The sequence below is a fragment of the Bacillus horti genome (genome assembly GCF_030813115.1).
Classification (GTDB): Bacteria; Bacillota; Bacilli; order Caldalkalibacillales; family JCM-10596; genus Bacillus_CH; species Bacillus_CH horti.
In genome coordinates this window covers 210,711-225,459 of record NZ_JAUSTY010000007.1, presented here as the reverse complement: position 1 = coordinate 225,459, position 14,749 = coordinate 210,711, and the positions used below count along the sequence as shown (strand labels likewise).

17 protein-coding genes and 2 riboswitches are annotated in these 14,749 nt (G+C 39.9%); of the genes, 4 read left to right on the top strand and 13 right to left on the bottom strand.

Annotation, left to right across the window (positions count from 1 at the left end):
- The 7 genes from J2S11_RS10550 to J2S11_RS10520 form a co-directional block, all read right to left on the bottom strand.
- Entirely contained in the window at positions 1-450 is a 450-nt protein-coding gene (locus J2S11_RS10550) for a MarR family winged helix-turn-helix transcriptional regulator (protein WP_307394318.1), read from the bottom strand.
- Between the two features lie 199 nt (positions 451-649).
- Complete coding sequence (locus J2S11_RS10545; RefSeq protein WP_370875496.1) at positions 650-1,198, bottom strand: thioredoxin family protein; 549 nt, start codon at positions 1,196-1,198, stop codon at positions 650-652.
- A gap of 21 nt (positions 1,199-1,219) precedes the next feature.
- Entirely contained in the window at positions 1,220-1,702 is a 483-nt protein-coding gene (locus J2S11_RS10540) for a hypothetical protein (protein WP_307394316.1), read from the bottom strand.
- 101 nt (positions 1,703-1,803) lie between these two features.
- Complete coding sequence (locus tag J2S11_RS10535) at positions 1,804-3,018, bottom strand: DmpA family aminopeptidase (protein ID WP_307394314.1); 1,215 nt, start codon at positions 3,016-3,018, stop codon at positions 1,804-1,806.
- 61 nt (positions 3,019-3,079) lie between these two features.
- Complete coding sequence (locus J2S11_RS10530; RefSeq protein WP_307394312.1) at positions 3,080-3,736, bottom strand: DedA family protein; 657 nt, start codon at positions 3,734-3,736, stop codon at positions 3,080-3,082.
- Positions 3,737-4,130: 394 nt separating this feature from the next.
- Positions 4,131-4,454, bottom strand: coding sequence for an ArsR/SmtB family transcription factor (locus J2S11_RS10525; protein WP_307394311.1), 324 nt, complete (start codon positions 4,452-4,454; stop codon positions 4,131-4,133).
- A complete protein-coding gene (locus J2S11_RS10520; protein WP_307394310.1) occupies positions 4,454-4,888 on the bottom strand; it encodes an SRPBCC family protein in 435 nt (144 codons plus the stop codon). Before J2S11_RS10520 ends, J2S11_RS10525 begins: the two co-directional genes overlap by 1 nt.
- 271 nt (positions 4,889-5,159) lie before the next feature.
- Between J2S11_RS10520 and J2S11_RS10515 the strand changes: the two genes are divergently transcribed.
- Positions 5,160-6,368: an MFS transporter gene (locus J2S11_RS10515; protein ID WP_307394365.1), complete on the top strand. Its 1,209-nt coding sequence runs from the start codon at positions 5,160-5,162 to the stop codon at positions 6,366-6,368.
- A gap of 114 nt (positions 6,369-6,482) precedes the next feature.
- Here J2S11_RS10515 and J2S11_RS10510 read toward each other — a convergent pair whose 3' ends face one another.
- Entirely contained in the window at positions 6,483-7,130 is a 648-nt protein-coding gene (locus J2S11_RS10510; protein ID WP_307394308.1) for a universal stress protein, read from the bottom strand.
- A gap of 226 nt (positions 7,131-7,356) precedes the next feature.
- A riboswitch (cyclic di-AMP (ydaO/yuaA leader) is annotated at positions 7,357-7,537 on the bottom strand.
- Positions 7,538-7,952: 415 nt separating this feature from the next.
- On the opposite strand from J2S11_RS10510, the gene J2S11_RS10505 reads away from it, so the two are divergent.
- Positions 7,953-8,282 carry a hypothetical protein gene (locus J2S11_RS10505; RefSeq protein WP_307394307.1) on the top strand — a complete coding sequence of 110 codons (330 nt, stop codon included), beginning with the start codon at positions 7,953-7,955 and terminating at the stop codon, positions 8,280-8,282.
- Positions 8,283-8,392: 110 nt separating this feature from the next.
- Positions 8,393-8,579: riboswitch (yybP-ykoY riboswitch) on the top strand.
- A 39-nt stretch (positions 8,580-8,618) separates the two neighbouring features.
- Positions 8,619-9,422 carry a TerC family protein gene (locus J2S11_RS10500; protein WP_307394305.1) on the top strand — a complete coding sequence of 268 codons (804 nt, stop codon included), beginning with the start codon at positions 8,619-8,621 and terminating at the stop codon, positions 9,420-9,422.
- A gap of 89 nt (positions 9,423-9,511) precedes the next feature.
- Here J2S11_RS10500 and J2S11_RS10495 read toward each other — a convergent pair whose 3' ends face one another.
- From J2S11_RS10495 to J2S11_RS10475, 5 genes are all read right to left on the bottom strand, one after another.
- Positions 9,512-10,183, bottom strand: coding sequence for a GerMN domain-containing protein (locus J2S11_RS10495; protein ID WP_307394304.1), 672 nt, complete (start codon positions 10,181-10,183; stop codon positions 9,512-9,514).
- A gap of 57 nt (positions 10,184-10,240) precedes the next feature.
- Positions 10,241-11,629, bottom strand: coding sequence for a sensor histidine kinase (locus tag J2S11_RS10490; protein ID WP_307394302.1), 1,389 nt, complete (start codon positions 11,627-11,629; stop codon positions 10,241-10,243).
- Positions 11,626-12,315: a response regulator transcription factor gene (locus tag J2S11_RS10485; protein WP_307394300.1), complete on the bottom strand. Its 690-nt coding sequence runs from the start codon at positions 12,313-12,315 to the stop codon at positions 11,626-11,628. The genes J2S11_RS10490 and J2S11_RS10485 overlap by 4 nt, the downstream gene beginning before the upstream one ends.
- A 258-nt stretch (positions 12,316-12,573) precedes the next feature.
- Positions 12,574-12,996, bottom strand: a complete 423-nt coding sequence (gene rplK / locus J2S11_RS10480) for a 50S ribosomal protein L11 (protein ID WP_307394298.1) — start codon at positions 12,994-12,996, stop codon at positions 12,574-12,576.
- A 92-nt stretch (positions 12,997-13,088) separates the two neighbouring features.
- Complete coding sequence (locus tag J2S11_RS10475) at positions 13,089-13,844, bottom strand: MerR family transcriptional regulator (RefSeq protein ID WP_307394296.1); 756 nt, start codon at positions 13,842-13,844, stop codon at positions 13,089-13,091.
- Between the two features lie 214 nt (positions 13,845-14,058).
- On the opposite strand from J2S11_RS10475, the gene J2S11_RS10470 reads away from it, so the two are divergent.
- Positions 14,059-14,742: a response regulator transcription factor gene (locus J2S11_RS10470; protein ID WP_307394294.1), complete on the top strand. Its 684-nt coding sequence runs from the start codon at positions 14,059-14,061 to the stop codon at positions 14,740-14,742.
- Positions 14,743-14,749: the final 7 nt, after the last annotated feature.

Genomic DNA, 14,749 nt, shown 5'->3' with positions numbered 1-14,749 from the left:
TCACTCCATATCCTCTTTAATTAGTCTTTCTAATTTCTGAAATCCGTAGATAAAATGCTTATATTCTTGCTCTGTAAATTGAGACAAATATTTGGCAATAACTTGATCTCTTGTTTCCATCGCGTGCTTTAATGCTTCTCTTCCCTTTGCAGACATCGTAATATAAATGACTCTGCGATCTGTTTCATCTCTTTCCCTAATCACAAACTCATTCTTGGCCAACCGATCAATCATGGCTGTCACAGCACTCGGTTTTACTCTTAATTGCTGAGCCAAAAAAGAAGGTGTTACTCGGTCATCCTTACAAATGATACTTAGTAAAAAAAATTGATCCTTAGTTAAGTCAAACCTTTCCAGGAGCTCAGATACTTTTGGTCCTAGTAAACGCATCACAGTGTAAAAAGCTTGGTCAATCTGATTTATCGCTAGACGAATCTTTTGATCGTCCATCACTTACCTCCCCTAGTTATACGGCATTTGAAAGAATAGGATTCATTTATTTTAGTTTATTTTCTTCAATTTATTTCATGTGTTTAAATATACATGACATGAAATAATTGTTCAATGCGTAGAAGGTGAAGGATTTGTGACAATTAGGTAAAGAAAAAGGACATCACATGTAGGGATGTACCTTTAAAAGTTCACTTAATTATTTTAATCGCTGCACGACACTATCGATAACTGTTCGCCATATTGTTGAATCATGGTTAATCTTCGCTTTAAAGTCCTTGAACATTTGCTGCTGCTTTTCCTGAAATGTAGGGTCTTCAGCATTGGGAAGAGTACTCCTTAGCTCTGTCACTAGCTGCTGTACTTCAGGAGATCTTGGTCCCCAAACTCGGGTCTCAGCTCCATGCTCATCAATAAAAATAAAAATTGGGATCGCTCTAGATGTTCCGTTCGTCAGGTATTGATCCATTAGCTCTAGATTCTCATCCCTGATCAAATAACGTAATGGGATCTCACTTTCCTCCGCCATCCTTTGAATAATGGGCACACATAGGGCAGCGTCTCCACACCAATCTGCTGTAAGGACAATCCCTCTCCATTTCCTTTGCTTAAGCTCCTTAAAAAAGCCTTCATCCTCTGTGCTGAAAGATACCTGCTCATACACTCGCAGCATTTCTTGCTGATTCACTTGCATGTCTGTTCTGTACTGCTCAAACGTAGCTCCTTTTTCAAACCATGTATGTAACACTTTTATACAGCTCCTTTTTTGTTATTCAGTCTCTTCCCAATCAATTGTAACTCCCCAGCTATTAGCTAGTTCATCAATCTGTGTATCATGCTGATAATGGAGCTCGCTTGCTTCCTCCCAAAGTATCTCAGCCGTATCATACTCCTCATCTAACCAAGCCTGGTGAGCAGCAACCTCTTTTTCCACGGATTCAACTAATAAATTATGAATGGCTAAGAGCTCTTCATTACTCATTTCTTCCCCTACATCACGCAAGGATTGCAAGATACCATTCATTTTGGTAAAAAATTCATTCTCTGTAAATTCAGTCCACTCCTCCCAGTCCGTTAGAGCGTTGCTCTTATCTAATAGTACAAGGTATTCATTAACAGCATCATACGTATCTTCAAGGTAGGTCACCATGGTATTACTTTTTCCAGATAATTGATTAAGCAGATTACACCCGCTCAGTACGATAATTAAACTAAGGCTAAGAATGATGATAGCTATTTTTTTACTTTTCAATATCCTCTCTCCTATCTATTACACTTATTATTCTATATATATCGACAGGAGTAAGAAAACATTATATATTTTCCACTTTTTTAGAATAGGATACTATTCGATTATCTTCTACCTATGTCAAAGTTAAGAGCTTCTACAACCCTTTGCTTTCTCCCTGAGGTAGTCTGTGCTTGTGTCAAGGAGTTCACTATCGCCTCCTCTGTCGCTTCAGCTGCTGCCGTAAATAGCAGATTCATCAGCGGGTGATTCTCTCTGATGTACTTCTTTTGTTCAAGCTCTTGTTCATTAAAATGAGAAATTTTATTAGCCGTCGAAAAAGCAACCACAATATCTCCACTACCATGACTAAAATGGCTACCCGTCCTACCTAGACCTATACCACAGCGCTTTGCTACTCTTTTGAGCTGCCTATCACTTAATGGAGCATCTGTTGCTAAAACAATTATAATCGATCCGTCAGGCACTTCTTTTCCTAAGTCTGCTGTTGTTGCTTCCATTGTTGCTTCTTTCGTTTCTACTGTTACTCCTCTAGTGTTTGCCTGTACCTTTTCCTGATCTACTCTAATTGTTCGTTGACCTTCTAATTGCTCAACTTTTGATAGATATCGCTCTAGCTGGAACTCCTCTCTTTTTCCAAAATTGCTTAACACTAAAGAGCCAAGAGTATAGGTCGAATCAGAATCACTCGAATCATCCTTAATGATTCTGGAGGATGAGCCAATCCCCCCTTTATATCCAAAGCAGACCATTCCCTTGCCTGCACCCACAGCTCCTTCAGGGACCTGATCCGTTGAAGCTTGTCTAATCGCTTCTAAGGCGTGTTCAGGCGTAACATACAAATTCCTAATTGAATTTAAGTACCCATCGTTACACTCTGCCGTTACCATATTAATCGTGCTTGTCGTATCTCCTATTTCAGGATTCTCTTGAAGCATGTGCTGTAAGGCTCCATGTGTAACAGCTGGAACAGAAAGGGTATTAGTCAGCATAATGGGCGATTCAATTTGACCTAGCTCGTCCACCTGGACTAGTCCTGTCGTTTTGCCGAAGCCATTAAGTACATAGCTTGCCGCTACTACCTTCTCTCTAAATAATGATCCACCGTGGGGGAGAATTGCCGTAACTCCTGTACAAGCGTACTCCTCTTGAGCTTCTTCATTCGAATCACCCTCTAGCTGAGCATTAGGCTTGATAGGACTATCTATTGTGACATGACCGACTCTGACATCGGCTACGTCTGTTATACAATTTTTCTCTCCAGTCGGTAGCCTGCCCACTTTAATTCCTAAACTCCGTGCTTTTGCTCTTTTATTCACTCCCCGTCTCCCTTCTACGCTTTAGAAAAGCTAAAAACATATATAATAAAATCCTCTCTCCTTAAGGGGAAGGAGGCTTCTGTCTTTCCTTATTAAAGCTTAGCATTTTCTTTTTCATTTTCAAAAATTTCCGTAGTCTCAAGTAGCCTAACACAGCTAGCAGCACACAAAGTCCGATAAAAATATATTTTAAATACGCTTCAAATAGAGAAAAGACGTATTGCCACTGCTCTCCAAAGATAAATCCTATTCCCACAAAAGCAAGCACCCAGAGAGCCGCTCCTAAATAGGCATAGAAGGCAAAAGTTCTAAAAGGAATACGTATGATCCCCACAAAGTAGCCAATAAATTGCCTAATCCCTGGCATAAAAAAACTGAAGGTAAGAAACCAATTGCCATATTTCTCATAGTTTTTTCTTGTTTTTTCCAAATGCTCTAGCTTCACCGATAACCATTTACCATAACGCTTAGTAAGTGGAAATCCAACGTTGTATCCGATCCAGTATGTGATTGTCATGCCAATCGCAGCACCTCCAAAAGCGGCTGCAATAGCTGGAAGTAAATCCAAAACACCTTTAAAGGAAAGATATCCTGTGTATGTTAATGTTGTATTCCCAGGAGGGATCGGCAGGGCAATGGCATCTAAAGGCAGTCCAATCAGTAGCACTAAGTATCCGTATTGAGCAAACAACTGCTCGACTAGTTCCAGTAGTTTCATGTTCTCTCATACTCCAATCCGATCTTATCCTGTCCTTTATCCTATCAACAACTTTTCTTTTATCATGTGCTATTCTTTCCTTAAGTTCAAGCTCTATAAATAGAATATGAAAAATTATAGAAATAACAAAGATACCTTAGATTGAATAATCATACGACCAGAGTCTTATTTCAATAGTATTGGCAGATTGCACCCTCCATCCCCCTTAGAGCAGGACAAAAAAGGTGCATGAAAAAGACGCCTGTCCACTCCATTTTAAATTGGTGAGAGGCATCTTTTTTCTCTAGATAGGGACTTTCGTAGTTTTCTGCAGTCCTCTCGGACATCATCTTTATTACTTAGCTTTTATTTCTTGTATTTGTATTTAAGAATAATTTTATATGGCATAGGACTTTTATTCGTCTTCCTGTTCCACAAGATATCTGAGCTTATCCAAACTGTTATCCCAAAACCTATCATAGTAGGATAACCAGCGCTTCAGCTCCATCAATGGCTCTGGATGTAGTCGATACCGGTTTTCTCGACCAATCTTGCGACTACTCACAAGCTCTGCTTCAGCCAAAATGCGTAGGTGTTTAGATACGGCTGTACGTGTCATCGGAAAATGATTACTGATTTCTGTGACCGGTAGCTCTTTGTCCGCAAGCAGTTCCAAAAGCTTACGTCTTGTAGGATCTGCAATCGCTTGGAACACATCGTGCTTAATAGCCGCAGCCATTACTCTTCCACGACCTTCCTAAGTCTTTGATCAACGATTCCTTCCCAGCCCTGATTCATACGTTCTCGAATGGCTTTATTTGACTGCTGTGAGGCTGGTATGATTTCATCAGCATCTCCCCACCCTGAATGGATAAGCGTAAATTCTGTCTCACCATTCAAGTCCTTAAGCTCGAAGCTGACAACCCACCCTTGCTCTCCCCAAGTGAAAGAAAGACGATAAGGAGGCTCTAGCTCCAAGACCTTACAGCTGGAGCGCTCAAACTGTGAATCTATATGAAATTCAGCACCCACTTCCGCTTTAAACGTGTTTGGCATGAACCATGCTTCTATTCCTTCAGAGGTTGCTACAGCGTTCCATACCTTTTCAATAGGAGCTTTATAGACCACTCTTTTCGTTATATCTACTACTTTATCTGACTTTTGCTCTGCCAAGGGTATCCCTCCAATTTTTTTATTATGAAACCATTAGGTTTCGCTTTTAGATTTGATTATATGACACCTATTGGTTTCGTGTCAACTAGCTATACTACTTTGTTTTGTTAACGAATTGTTGACTTTGTGAAAATGAATTGTGATCTAAATCATTTTGATAGATAAAAAATGATTTTCTTGATAAACTAAATTGTCCTCAAGAAATAAAGTTTATATACTTAGGACAAGATAGACTATGGAGAAAGTGAGAGCATACGATATGACACAGAAAATGTCAGCAGACCAAAACAAAAAAATGCTTATTTTAATGATTAATATGTTTATTGCCATCGGAAGCTTTGGGATTATTATTCCTATTCTTCCAACTTATCTAAAATCTATAGATCAAGGTGGAATGGCAGCGGGATTAATGATCGCTATTTTCGCTGGTGCCCAGCTTTTATTTTCTCCCTTTGCCGGAAGATGGGCGGACCAATACGGGCGCAAAAAAATGATTGTGCTTGGCTTAGCTGGTTTAACCCTCTCTATGTTTATTTTTTATGCCACTGATTCAATTTGGATTCTTTACGCTTCTAGAGCCATCGGAGGGGTTGGGGCGGCTTTATTAGTTCCCGCTATTTTTGCTTACATCGCCGATATTACAACGCTTGAACAACGAGCCAGGGGAAACAGCTTTGTTTCGGCAGCCATGTCTCTAGGGATTGTTATCGGTCCTGGAGTCGGAGGTTTCTTAGCGGACTTTGGACTTAAAATGCCTTTTCTTATTTCAGCCCTTGTTTCGCTAGCAGCTGTTGCCTTCTCCGTCTTTATCTTGAAGGATAACACCAGACCGCAAAAAGCACCTGTAGCAACAGAGGGTGAGGTTTCCTTGTTTAAGCAAATTCTTATGTCAGGGAGAACCCCTTACTTTATCCCACTAGTCATTACGTTAGTCATGAGCTTTGGTCTAATGGCTTACGAATCTATCTTAGGATTGTTTGTGGATCATCAGTTTGGAGCTACACATCGCGAAATTGCGATGATGATTACAGTGGCTGGAATCATTAGTGTAGTTGTTCAATTGTTTGTGGTCGAAAAAATAGTAAGTAAACTAGGAGAAGGAATGGTTCTTAATGTTTTTATTGCTCTAGCAGCTATCGGGTTCCTACTATCCATATTTGCTAATAGCTTTGTCTTATTCTTTGGTATTACCCTACTGATATTCTTAGCTACTTCGATCCTTCGTCCTGTATTAACTACTATCATCTCCAAAAATGCAGGGGATCAACAAGGGTTTGCTATGGGGTTAAATAACGCTTATATGAGTATCGGAAATATTTTAGGACCGACACTTGCTGGCTTGCTTTATGATGTGCAGGTCCTTTATCCTTTTATGCTTGGTCTGGTCCTACTAGGAATTACGTTATTTATTTCAATTGGCTGGCAAAGAAAAGCGATGAAGAGCACGACCATTGAATCTTTAGAGCCACCAAAACCATAAACATTAGCAGCAATCTTGATGTTTGACGTTCAATGAAAAAACAGGCAGTATGCACATCCGTGCTACTGCCTGTTTTTTATCTCAGCTCTGTTATAGCGTATGATTCTGCTGGCACTATTCTTCTAATTCATCAATAGTTCCGTTATGAACTCTAAGCGTAACTTTTTTATGATCCTTGTGTCTGATAAATAGCCCGTTATCAAAATCTGTATGGATATCCCTAAAGAACATTCCTTCTATTCCACAGGAAAGATTGCTATTGTAAGTAATGGAATAGCCCTCATCTTCTTTGATTAAGTAAGCACGAACACCTTTTTCAAATTCATCCTCCATTTGAGGAAGCTCTCTTTGAACAGACACAATGTGCACATCTATAAATTCAATCTGATTAAGAATCTCATTAATAATAGATCCTCTTAAAATCTCCTCCCATCTTGTTCGTGGAGATTGACCAATTACAATTTGGGATACATGCTTCTCTCTTGCTACATTAGCAATAATTTCAGATACCTTTTTCGATTTATTTTCGACGATCATTAATGAGCCATTATATTGCTTTGCAAGCTTCTTCCATTCTTTCTCATGATCCTCTCGCTTGGTATCCACTTCGTGATTTACTGAACAAACACTTAGTATATACAGAGGAGCAGTAAGTGATTGTGCTATTCTCCATCCTCTTCTTATCAAACGCTCAGCATTCGGTCCGTATGAAATACACACTAGAATACATTCACTTGGTACATTTTCAAAACTTTTTCCCATAATTACCACCTGTCTATATAATCTTGTTACACGATCCGTATTACACCATTCTTCCCTTAGCTTTAGATAAAACGTAATGATTCATGCGTAAAGCAAGGGTGGGCGAGTAGCAACCATTGCACTCTTGTTAAAAAGGTAAAATTATCCTTTATCCACTGCTTTGGGCAATATGAAACCACAGAGATTGAATTCTCTGTGGTCGAATGTATAACGACACAGCTTCACCATCTCCTCTCTAAACAACGCTTACGGAGTTAGCTGTCGGATTCGGACAGTGAGAGTTGCCCTACTTGATTGCTCAAGATTCACCCCATGCTCCCTACATCTGATTTTTCGGCTTACCAGATGTATAAAGACAATTGGTTCCCCCGTTCCTGATCAAGGTCAGGACTCAGCGACTTAGATAACAAAACGTCAATTTAGTTTTCATGAATATAATCATACTCCTATTTTATTCTTTGTAAAGGGATAAAAGCAACCAAAAATAGTACTTTACGCACATTTTTCAATAATAATCTCATTAATGATTGGTTTCCCTGAATATATCTCCTTTTTTCTTTGATTTTGTTCATATCTTCCTTTATTTTCTGTCTAATATCGTCCAAATCCCCTGCATTTTACAGTTATGTTGCTCTTTTTTTTCATATCTTTAATTTATTGTTTTATTTCTGTGAAAAAATGAATTAAAAACTCCCTAAATGCTTGAGCAGCTTTAGATAAATAATGATTTTATTGCAAGACTTATACGCTAGAATAAGATTTTGAAAATGTCTTCGGTCTAGTTGCGGTCTCCCCCACTTTACAGGAGGCGTAGATACAAACATGATGTATTCAACAGGCTACGTTCCTACTGTTTCTAAGCAGCCTGAATTGGCCTGGGAGCTATTGCGTGAGCTAGCCTTCCCGTCTACATCAGAAGCTCGCCAAAAGTACTGGGGAGCACAAATAACAAAAAGCCTCGCCGAAAATCAAGGAAGAATGAATAATCCTTGGTGGGAGACTACGCTGTCCTATATGGATCGAATCACGAAAAATGCCTATCTCTATAGCCCAATATGGAACCGTTCTCGCCAAAGCATGAATGAGGATCTTGAAAGGATGATCAAAGAAGGTACAGATATTCGTCGTGACCCGTTGGACAAAGCTAATTGACAAAAAATTTGGAACTCATTAACTAAAAGCTAAGTCAATCCTTGTCCAAAACAGAAAATTGATCTGTTGACAAATGAAATCTCCTGCACTACAATGATCTTAACTTAATATTCTTCTTCAAAGGGGAGTAGCGTTCAGGAGGTTTCCTGAAAACAAAGTCGTCATTACATGGATTATGTGCGAGTCATAACCATCGGCTTTGTTGGCATGATATTTTTGACTACTAATTATGCTTAGCAAGACCTTTGCCCATTCGTTGGCAGGGGTCTTTTTGTATTTTTTCGGGCCGCTCCAGCTAAGGGATGAAGAAAATAGACAACCTTAGGAGGAGAAAAAATGGAAGCATCATTACTTCTTGAATATGGCTGGGTGCTGCTTGTCTTAATTGCCCTTGAGGGAATTTTGGCAGCAGATAACGCTTTAGTCATGGCCGTTATGGTTAAGCATTTACCGGAGGAGCAGCGTAAAAAAGCACTCTTCTATGGATTAGCAGGAGCTTTCGTCTTACGATTTGCTTCACTCTTTTTGATCTCGTTTCTTGTTAATGTATGGCAGGTGCAGGCGATTGGTGCCATTTATCTATTGTATATTGCCATTAATCATATTTTGAAGCAGTATGTCTTTAAAAAGGATGAGGATTCGCTTAAGCCAAAGAAAGAATCTGGCTTCTGGATGACTGTGTTTAAAGTAGAATTAGCAGATTTAGCGTTTGCTGTAGATTCTATCCTTGCTGCAGTTGCGTTAGCCGTTACATTGCCAGCCACTAACCTTCCTGAAATCGGAGGGCTTGATGGGGGACAATTCTTAGTTATTTTTGCTGGTGGTCTTATCGGAGTTATTATTATGCGATTTGCTGCCACTTATTTTGTAAAGCTATTGAAGGCACGACCTGCTTTGGAAACAACGGCTTTCCTCATTGTCGGTTGGGTAGGTGTGAAATTAGCCTTGTATACTCTAGCACACCCTGATATTAATTTCCTTTCTCACGATTTTATTGAGTCTACTTTATGGAAATCCATTTTCTGGGCTGTTTTAGTGGGGATTGCTGTGATTGGTTGGTTCCTATCTGGCAAAGTGAAAGTGGAAAGTGCGATTACAGACAAAGAGGAAGAAGTGCTCAAAAAAGTGCAGAATCAATAAAACTAGATAAGGGTGACGACAAAATGTCGTCACCCTAGCTTTTTAAAAGGAATATATATTGAAACTTATCATTCTTTTGGTCTCAGCTCTTAGGAGGACCATTCCTCATAATCCTCTGGATTAGGAGCAGCATAAGGTTCATCTGTGCTCACATGACCTAATAAAGACTCTTCAATTTCACCTTCAACTAGCACTTGTGTCGCATCTGCTCCAAACTGCTGCATGATCAGTGCTAGCTGATCTAAAAGGAATAGCTCTCCACTTGAACCAAGATTGGCGTTTTTAATCTCACCTGAGAAGCTAACCTCAGCAATTCCATTCGTAATTGTAACAGATTCAACGACTACATCAGGAGGCATTATATTCTGTAGACCTTCCTGTTCTGGCCCATCCATCCAAGCGTGTAGCGCTTCTTTTACTAATTCCTCTTCGTTCTCTGCCTCAATTTCTCTTGTTACACTGTACATATTCATCAAATCATTATCTGAAAAATAGAGGTTAATAGTCTTTTTCACTGAGTCTTTTTCTTCTGGCGCAACTGGTGAAATATCGTCTTCATTGGCCCCTTCTTCTTCTTCGTCTTCTGTTACTCCTTCTTCTCCATCTTCAGTAACCCCGTCCCCTTCTCCAGATACGGGTGGATTGTCATCTGTCCCATTTTCTTGCTCTGTTTGTCCACATGCTGTAGCGATAAGTAATAGAACGGTAAAGAAAGCTAACAGCATAAAAGGCTTCATTTTTTTCATTGTTGTTTTTCTCATTGTTGTTTCCCCCTTTTTTTTGTGATGTTCTTATTGTACATCGAATTTGTATCCTGATTATGTCCTCTGTGTAACAGTTTTGTTACCGAAGCGCAGCTCTACAGTTGTTCCTTGTCCTACCTGGGATTGTAGCCTAACAGTGCCCTGATGCAAGTCCATCATTTGCTTCACAATGGCCATACCCAATCCGCTTCCAAATGGGTTCCAGGTTGATGCTCTACGCGAACGATAAAACGGCTCATATAAATAAGGAATATCCTCCTCATCTATTCCATACCCTTGATCCGTTACGGAACAAACCGTGTACTCTCCTTCCTTTTCTACCTTCACCTTGATTTCACTTTGTTTAGGAGAGTAGTGAAGGGCATTTGAAATTAGGTTATCTAAGCCTTGGAAAAACAAAACACGATCGGCAGGAACACCTAAGCTAGGAGCTCCTTCAAAGCTCAAATGAATCTGTTTACTTTCAGCTAAATGCTGAAAGCTTTTTTTACTATGCTGTTCAATTTGATCTATGCTTATCTTTTCAATTTCTAGCTTTTTCTCCGCCATTCGATACACGTCAAGCATCCCTTGGATCGTTTGCTTCATTTTTTCAATCTGTGTCTGCATATCTTCTAAATATTCCTGATGCAACAAAGCTTGGTTTCGAATTTGCGGCAAATTCTCCACAATCAGCTGTAGCGTGGCCAATGGGGTTTTCAATTCATGAGAGGAAGCACTAATAAATCGACGCTGTCTAAGCTCGTATTGATCTAGCTCCTTGACCATCTGCCTTATTTCTTGGACGAGTTCCCCAATCTCATTATGCCCATCATAGGTCATGGTAAACTCTCTTTTCTGAGGCGTTATACGCTTTAGGTGCTGCATGATTTGACGAATCGGACGCGTAAACCACGAGGCTACAATATAGAATAAGAAAAAGCCTGCAACAGCCGCAAATCCTAAATACATCAGCACTCTTAGGCGAAAAGATGCAACATCCTGCTGCACAGCATTCGCATCCTTCACCATCACTAAGTAGTTGGTTCCGCTCAATGTCCGATGTTCTAATGGAAGTAACGTGTATTGGACATAGCCGAATGAGTCTGTTTCCATATAGTAAACAGTCGGTGCTTCTTGACCTAGCACCTCTAAGCTCAAAGGTTGATTTTCTGGTAATTCACCAAAGCTATCATAGAGGACTCTCTTTTCTTCATTTAACAAAAATAAGCGTACTCCAAACGTAGAGCTATAATAATCTAGATAGCCCTCAGCCCGCTCAGAAAAGTTAGGATACAGCCCAATGACCCGGTCTAAAATGGTATGTCCTTCAGATCTTGAAAGCTGACTGCTATATTCAAGCGTTCTTTCTTCAAACAATTGAATAATGAGAGAGTAGAGCACGATCATTCCAGCGATCCAAAACAATGAGAAAACGATCCAGAGACGGTAATGCAGCTTCATTCCAAGCCCTCAAATCGGTAGCCCATTCCTCGGATGGCTTGTAGAACCTGAAGACCTGATACGTCTAGCACTTTTTTCCGCAGACGACTAATATTTACGTCAACCGTCCGATCACTAAATCCCTCTGACATGCCCCAAACCTTTTCGAATAGCTCATCTCTGGAATACACCTTTTGTGGATGTCGTAAAAAAATGTCCAGCAGCTTATATTCCGTACTGCTGAGTCCCACACTTTCCCCTTCATATTGAACGGTTATTTTATCCTTATCTAAGGCTAAACCCTTCCAGTTTAAATGAAGATGCTCTCCTAGTTTCTGTTCATGGATACTCGCTCTACGCAACAAGGCCTTTACTCTAGCAAGTAGCTCTCTCTGATGAAAAGGCTTCGTTAAATAATCATCCGCACCTACCTCTAGTCCCACAACCTTATCCACTAACTCTTCCTTGGCCGTAATCATCATCACAGGAACGGTGGATTCCTTTCGAACAAGTCGACAAACCTCCAACCCATCCATTCCAGGAAGTGTCCAATCTAAAAGTAAGAGATGGTACGTTGTCTGCTGGAACTGCTTGAGCCCCTCTTCTCCATCATAGGCCACATCGACCTCATACCCTTCGTTTTGCAATGAAAATACAATGTTCTTAGCCATAATTCGTTCATCTTCCACGACCAAAATACGGTACATAGGCCCGCTCCTTTGTCTTAAATCTTTAGCTATATTATACTTACTTATTCGTTCCCGTTGCAATTTTGTGGTTTAGCTTAAGATACACTGTAAACAACTAAGTCACCGTAGCATCATTAGAAAAACTTGACCTTAGTACAAAAAAACACGTCTTATTAAGATTACATGAATCTATAAGACGTGTTTTTATCCTTCTATTATACATCTTCACATGCTCTTTGTTCATAATCTGTACAACTTCAAATGAGGATTTAATAGTTAATGCTCTTCAATTCGGATCCCCATATTTTTTGCTGTTCCAGCAATAATCTTCATCGCACTTTCTAGTTCAATCGTATTTAAATCAGGAAGCTTAATTTCAGCAATTTGGCGTAGCTGATCCTGTGTAATGCTCCCTACAATCTGGCTACCTGGCTTTGCTGCTCCTTTTTCCACACCTGCATACTTCTTTAATAGGAAGGCAGCTGGTGGGGTTTTAAGCTTAATATCAAAGCTTCGATCCTCATACACGGTAATCTCAGCAGGAATCACTAACCCCATCTGCCCCTTGGACATTTCATTATACTGATTACAAAACCCTAATAGGTTAATCCCTGTTGGAGCTAAGTCCTTCCCCACTTTTGCTGGGTTCGCTTTCCCTGCTTCTAAATCTAATCTTAATGTTCTCTTTATAGCTTTCATCTCTATATCACCCTTTTATTCATATCTTGTTCTACCTAAGAGTGAGTATAGAGCATCACGTAACGTTAGAGTCAATGGCTTACTTTGAAATTTTATTTCTGGTTATTTTCAGCAAATACAGCCATCGCATCTCGCATAAACAGGGCTAAACCAGACCCAAACTGATCTATATTTTTCGTGAAGCGTTCATCATCAACATACATTTGCCCTAGCCCTTGAAATGCTTCAAGTGAGTAGTGATGCCCAATTTTCCCACTGTTCAAAAAGTCATACCATTTCTTTATCGCTTCCTGTGCTTCCTCGGATTCAGGGGAAGTGTGACGGACTGATGCTAAATCTCTGTAAATAGAGTTCATCTGCTCGCCCAATGCCTTTTGCTCATCCTTAGTCATGCTATTCAATGCAGCCTTGGATTTCTCGACAGTCTCGTCTCCCCAGCGCTCTCTTGCTTCCTGCTCATAAGGGTTACTGCTCAAATCAAAGCCCTCAAATTTCTCTTTATTGCTCATCTGTATCTCTCCTTTTGTATACATGATTGTTTTATCAATCGTTTGAATCATTTGGTCGATTTGCTTGCGCTTATCCAGCAGCATTTTGCGATGCAATTCCAGTGCCTGCTGACGATTAAATGTTGGACTAGAGATAATTTCCTTAATTTTTTTGAGGGGAAAGTCCAGCTCTCTAAAAAACAAAATCTGCTGAAGGAGCTCAAGGTCCTCATTGGAATATAACCGATACCCAGCATCTGTTGTTTCTTTAGGAGTCAGTAGTCCAATTTCATCATAATGATGCAGGGTACGCACACTGGTGCCAACTAAGTCTGCTACTTCTCTCACCTTCATCGCCATGTGTATTCCTCCTCCATGTGGTCAGTATAAAGTATCACGTAACGTTAGAGTCAAGGCTATTATAACATTTGGGTATCTATAGAGGTACCGTCAGGAAAATGCGGATTTACAACGCTAAGCCCATTTTCTTGGCGGTTCCCTGTCCTTAACAACACTGGTTTTTTGATCGTGATTAATTTAGAATGAATTAGTATATAGAGAGGGAGGGTTACAAATGGAAATGAATATCTTTATTATTGAGGATGACTCTCTTCTCCTAGAAGCACTTAGGGAAGGGTTAAGTCAGTGGTCATATAGGGTAAGTAACCCAAGTGATTTCTCTCATGTGATGGATGCCTTTGTAGAACATCGCCCACACCTAGTGATTATTGATATACAGCTTCCAAAGTTTGACGGCTTTCATTGGTGTAGAGAAATTCGTGCCGTGTCCAAAGTTCCTATTATCTTTCTTTCATCAAGAGATCATCCGATGGATATGGTGATGGCCATGAACTTAGGGGCGGACGATTACGTTCAGAAGCCTTTTAATATGGATGTGCTTCTCGCCAAGATTCAGGCTATTCTTCGTCGAACGTATACGTATGAAGAAGCATCCTCCGATGTCATTGAGTGGAATCAAGCGCTTATTGATTTAAAGAGTGGCGGAATCTACAAGGATGGGAAAACCGTTAACCTGACAAAAAATGAATTTTTTATTCTTTCGATTTTAGTTCGATCAAATAATAAGATCGTCTCACGTCATGAACTGATGAAAATGCTCTGGGATGATGATCAATATATTAATGACAATACTCTCACGGCCAACATCACAAGATTACGGCAACAGCTTTCTTCTCTCCATTTAGCCGAAGGGATTGTGACTAAAAAAGGTCTTGGGTATATGGCCGTTACGCTTTAGGAGGTTT

Coding starts and splice junctions, on each gene's coding strand:
- J2S11_RS10495 (WP_307394304.1), bottom strand. CDS start 10,183: ATGAGAAAAACAACAATGAAAAAAATGAAGCCTTTTATGCTGTTAGCT.
- J2S11_RS10490 (WP_307394302.1), bottom strand. CDS start 11,629: ATGAAGCTGCATTACCGTCTCTGGATCGTTTTCTCATTGTTTTGGATC.
- J2S11_RS10525 (WP_307394311.1), bottom strand. CDS start 4,454: ATGGCTGCGGCTATTAAGCACGATGTGTTCCAAGCGATTGCAGATCCT.
- J2S11_RS10470 (WP_307394294.1), top strand. CDS start 14,059: ATGGAAATGAATATCTTTATTATTGAGGATGACTCTCTTCTCCTAGAA.
- rplK (WP_307394298.1), bottom strand. CDS start 12,996: ATGAAAGCTATAAAGAGAACATTAAGATTAGATTTAGAAGCAGGGAAA.
- J2S11_RS10485 (WP_307394300.1), bottom strand. CDS start 12,315: ATGTACCGTATTTTGGTCGTGGAAGATGAACGAATTATGGCTAAGAAC.
- J2S11_RS10500 (WP_307394305.1), top strand. CDS start 8,619: ATGGAAGCATCATTACTTCTTGAATATGGCTGGGTGCTGCTTGTCTTA.
- J2S11_RS10550 (WP_307394318.1), bottom strand. CDS start 450: ATGGACGATCAAAAGATTCGTCTAGCGATAAATCAGATTGACCAAGCT.
- J2S11_RS10515 (WP_307394365.1), top strand. CDS start 5,160: ATGTCAGCAGACCAAAACAAAAAAATGCTTATTTTAATGATTAATATG.
- J2S11_RS10530 (WP_307394312.1), bottom strand. CDS start 3,736: ATGAAACTACTGGAACTAGTCGAGCAGTTGTTTGCTCAATACGGATAC.
- J2S11_RS10505 (WP_307394307.1), top strand. CDS start 7,953: ATGATGTATTCAACAGGCTACGTTCCTACTGTTTCTAAGCAGCCTGAA.
- J2S11_RS10510 (WP_307394308.1), bottom strand. CDS start 7,130: ATGGGAAAAAGTTTTGAAAATGTACCAAGTGAATGTATTCTAGTGTGT.
- J2S11_RS10475 (WP_307394296.1), bottom strand. CDS start 13,844: ATGGCGATGAAGGTGAGAGAAGTAGCAGACTTAGTTGGCACCAGTGTG.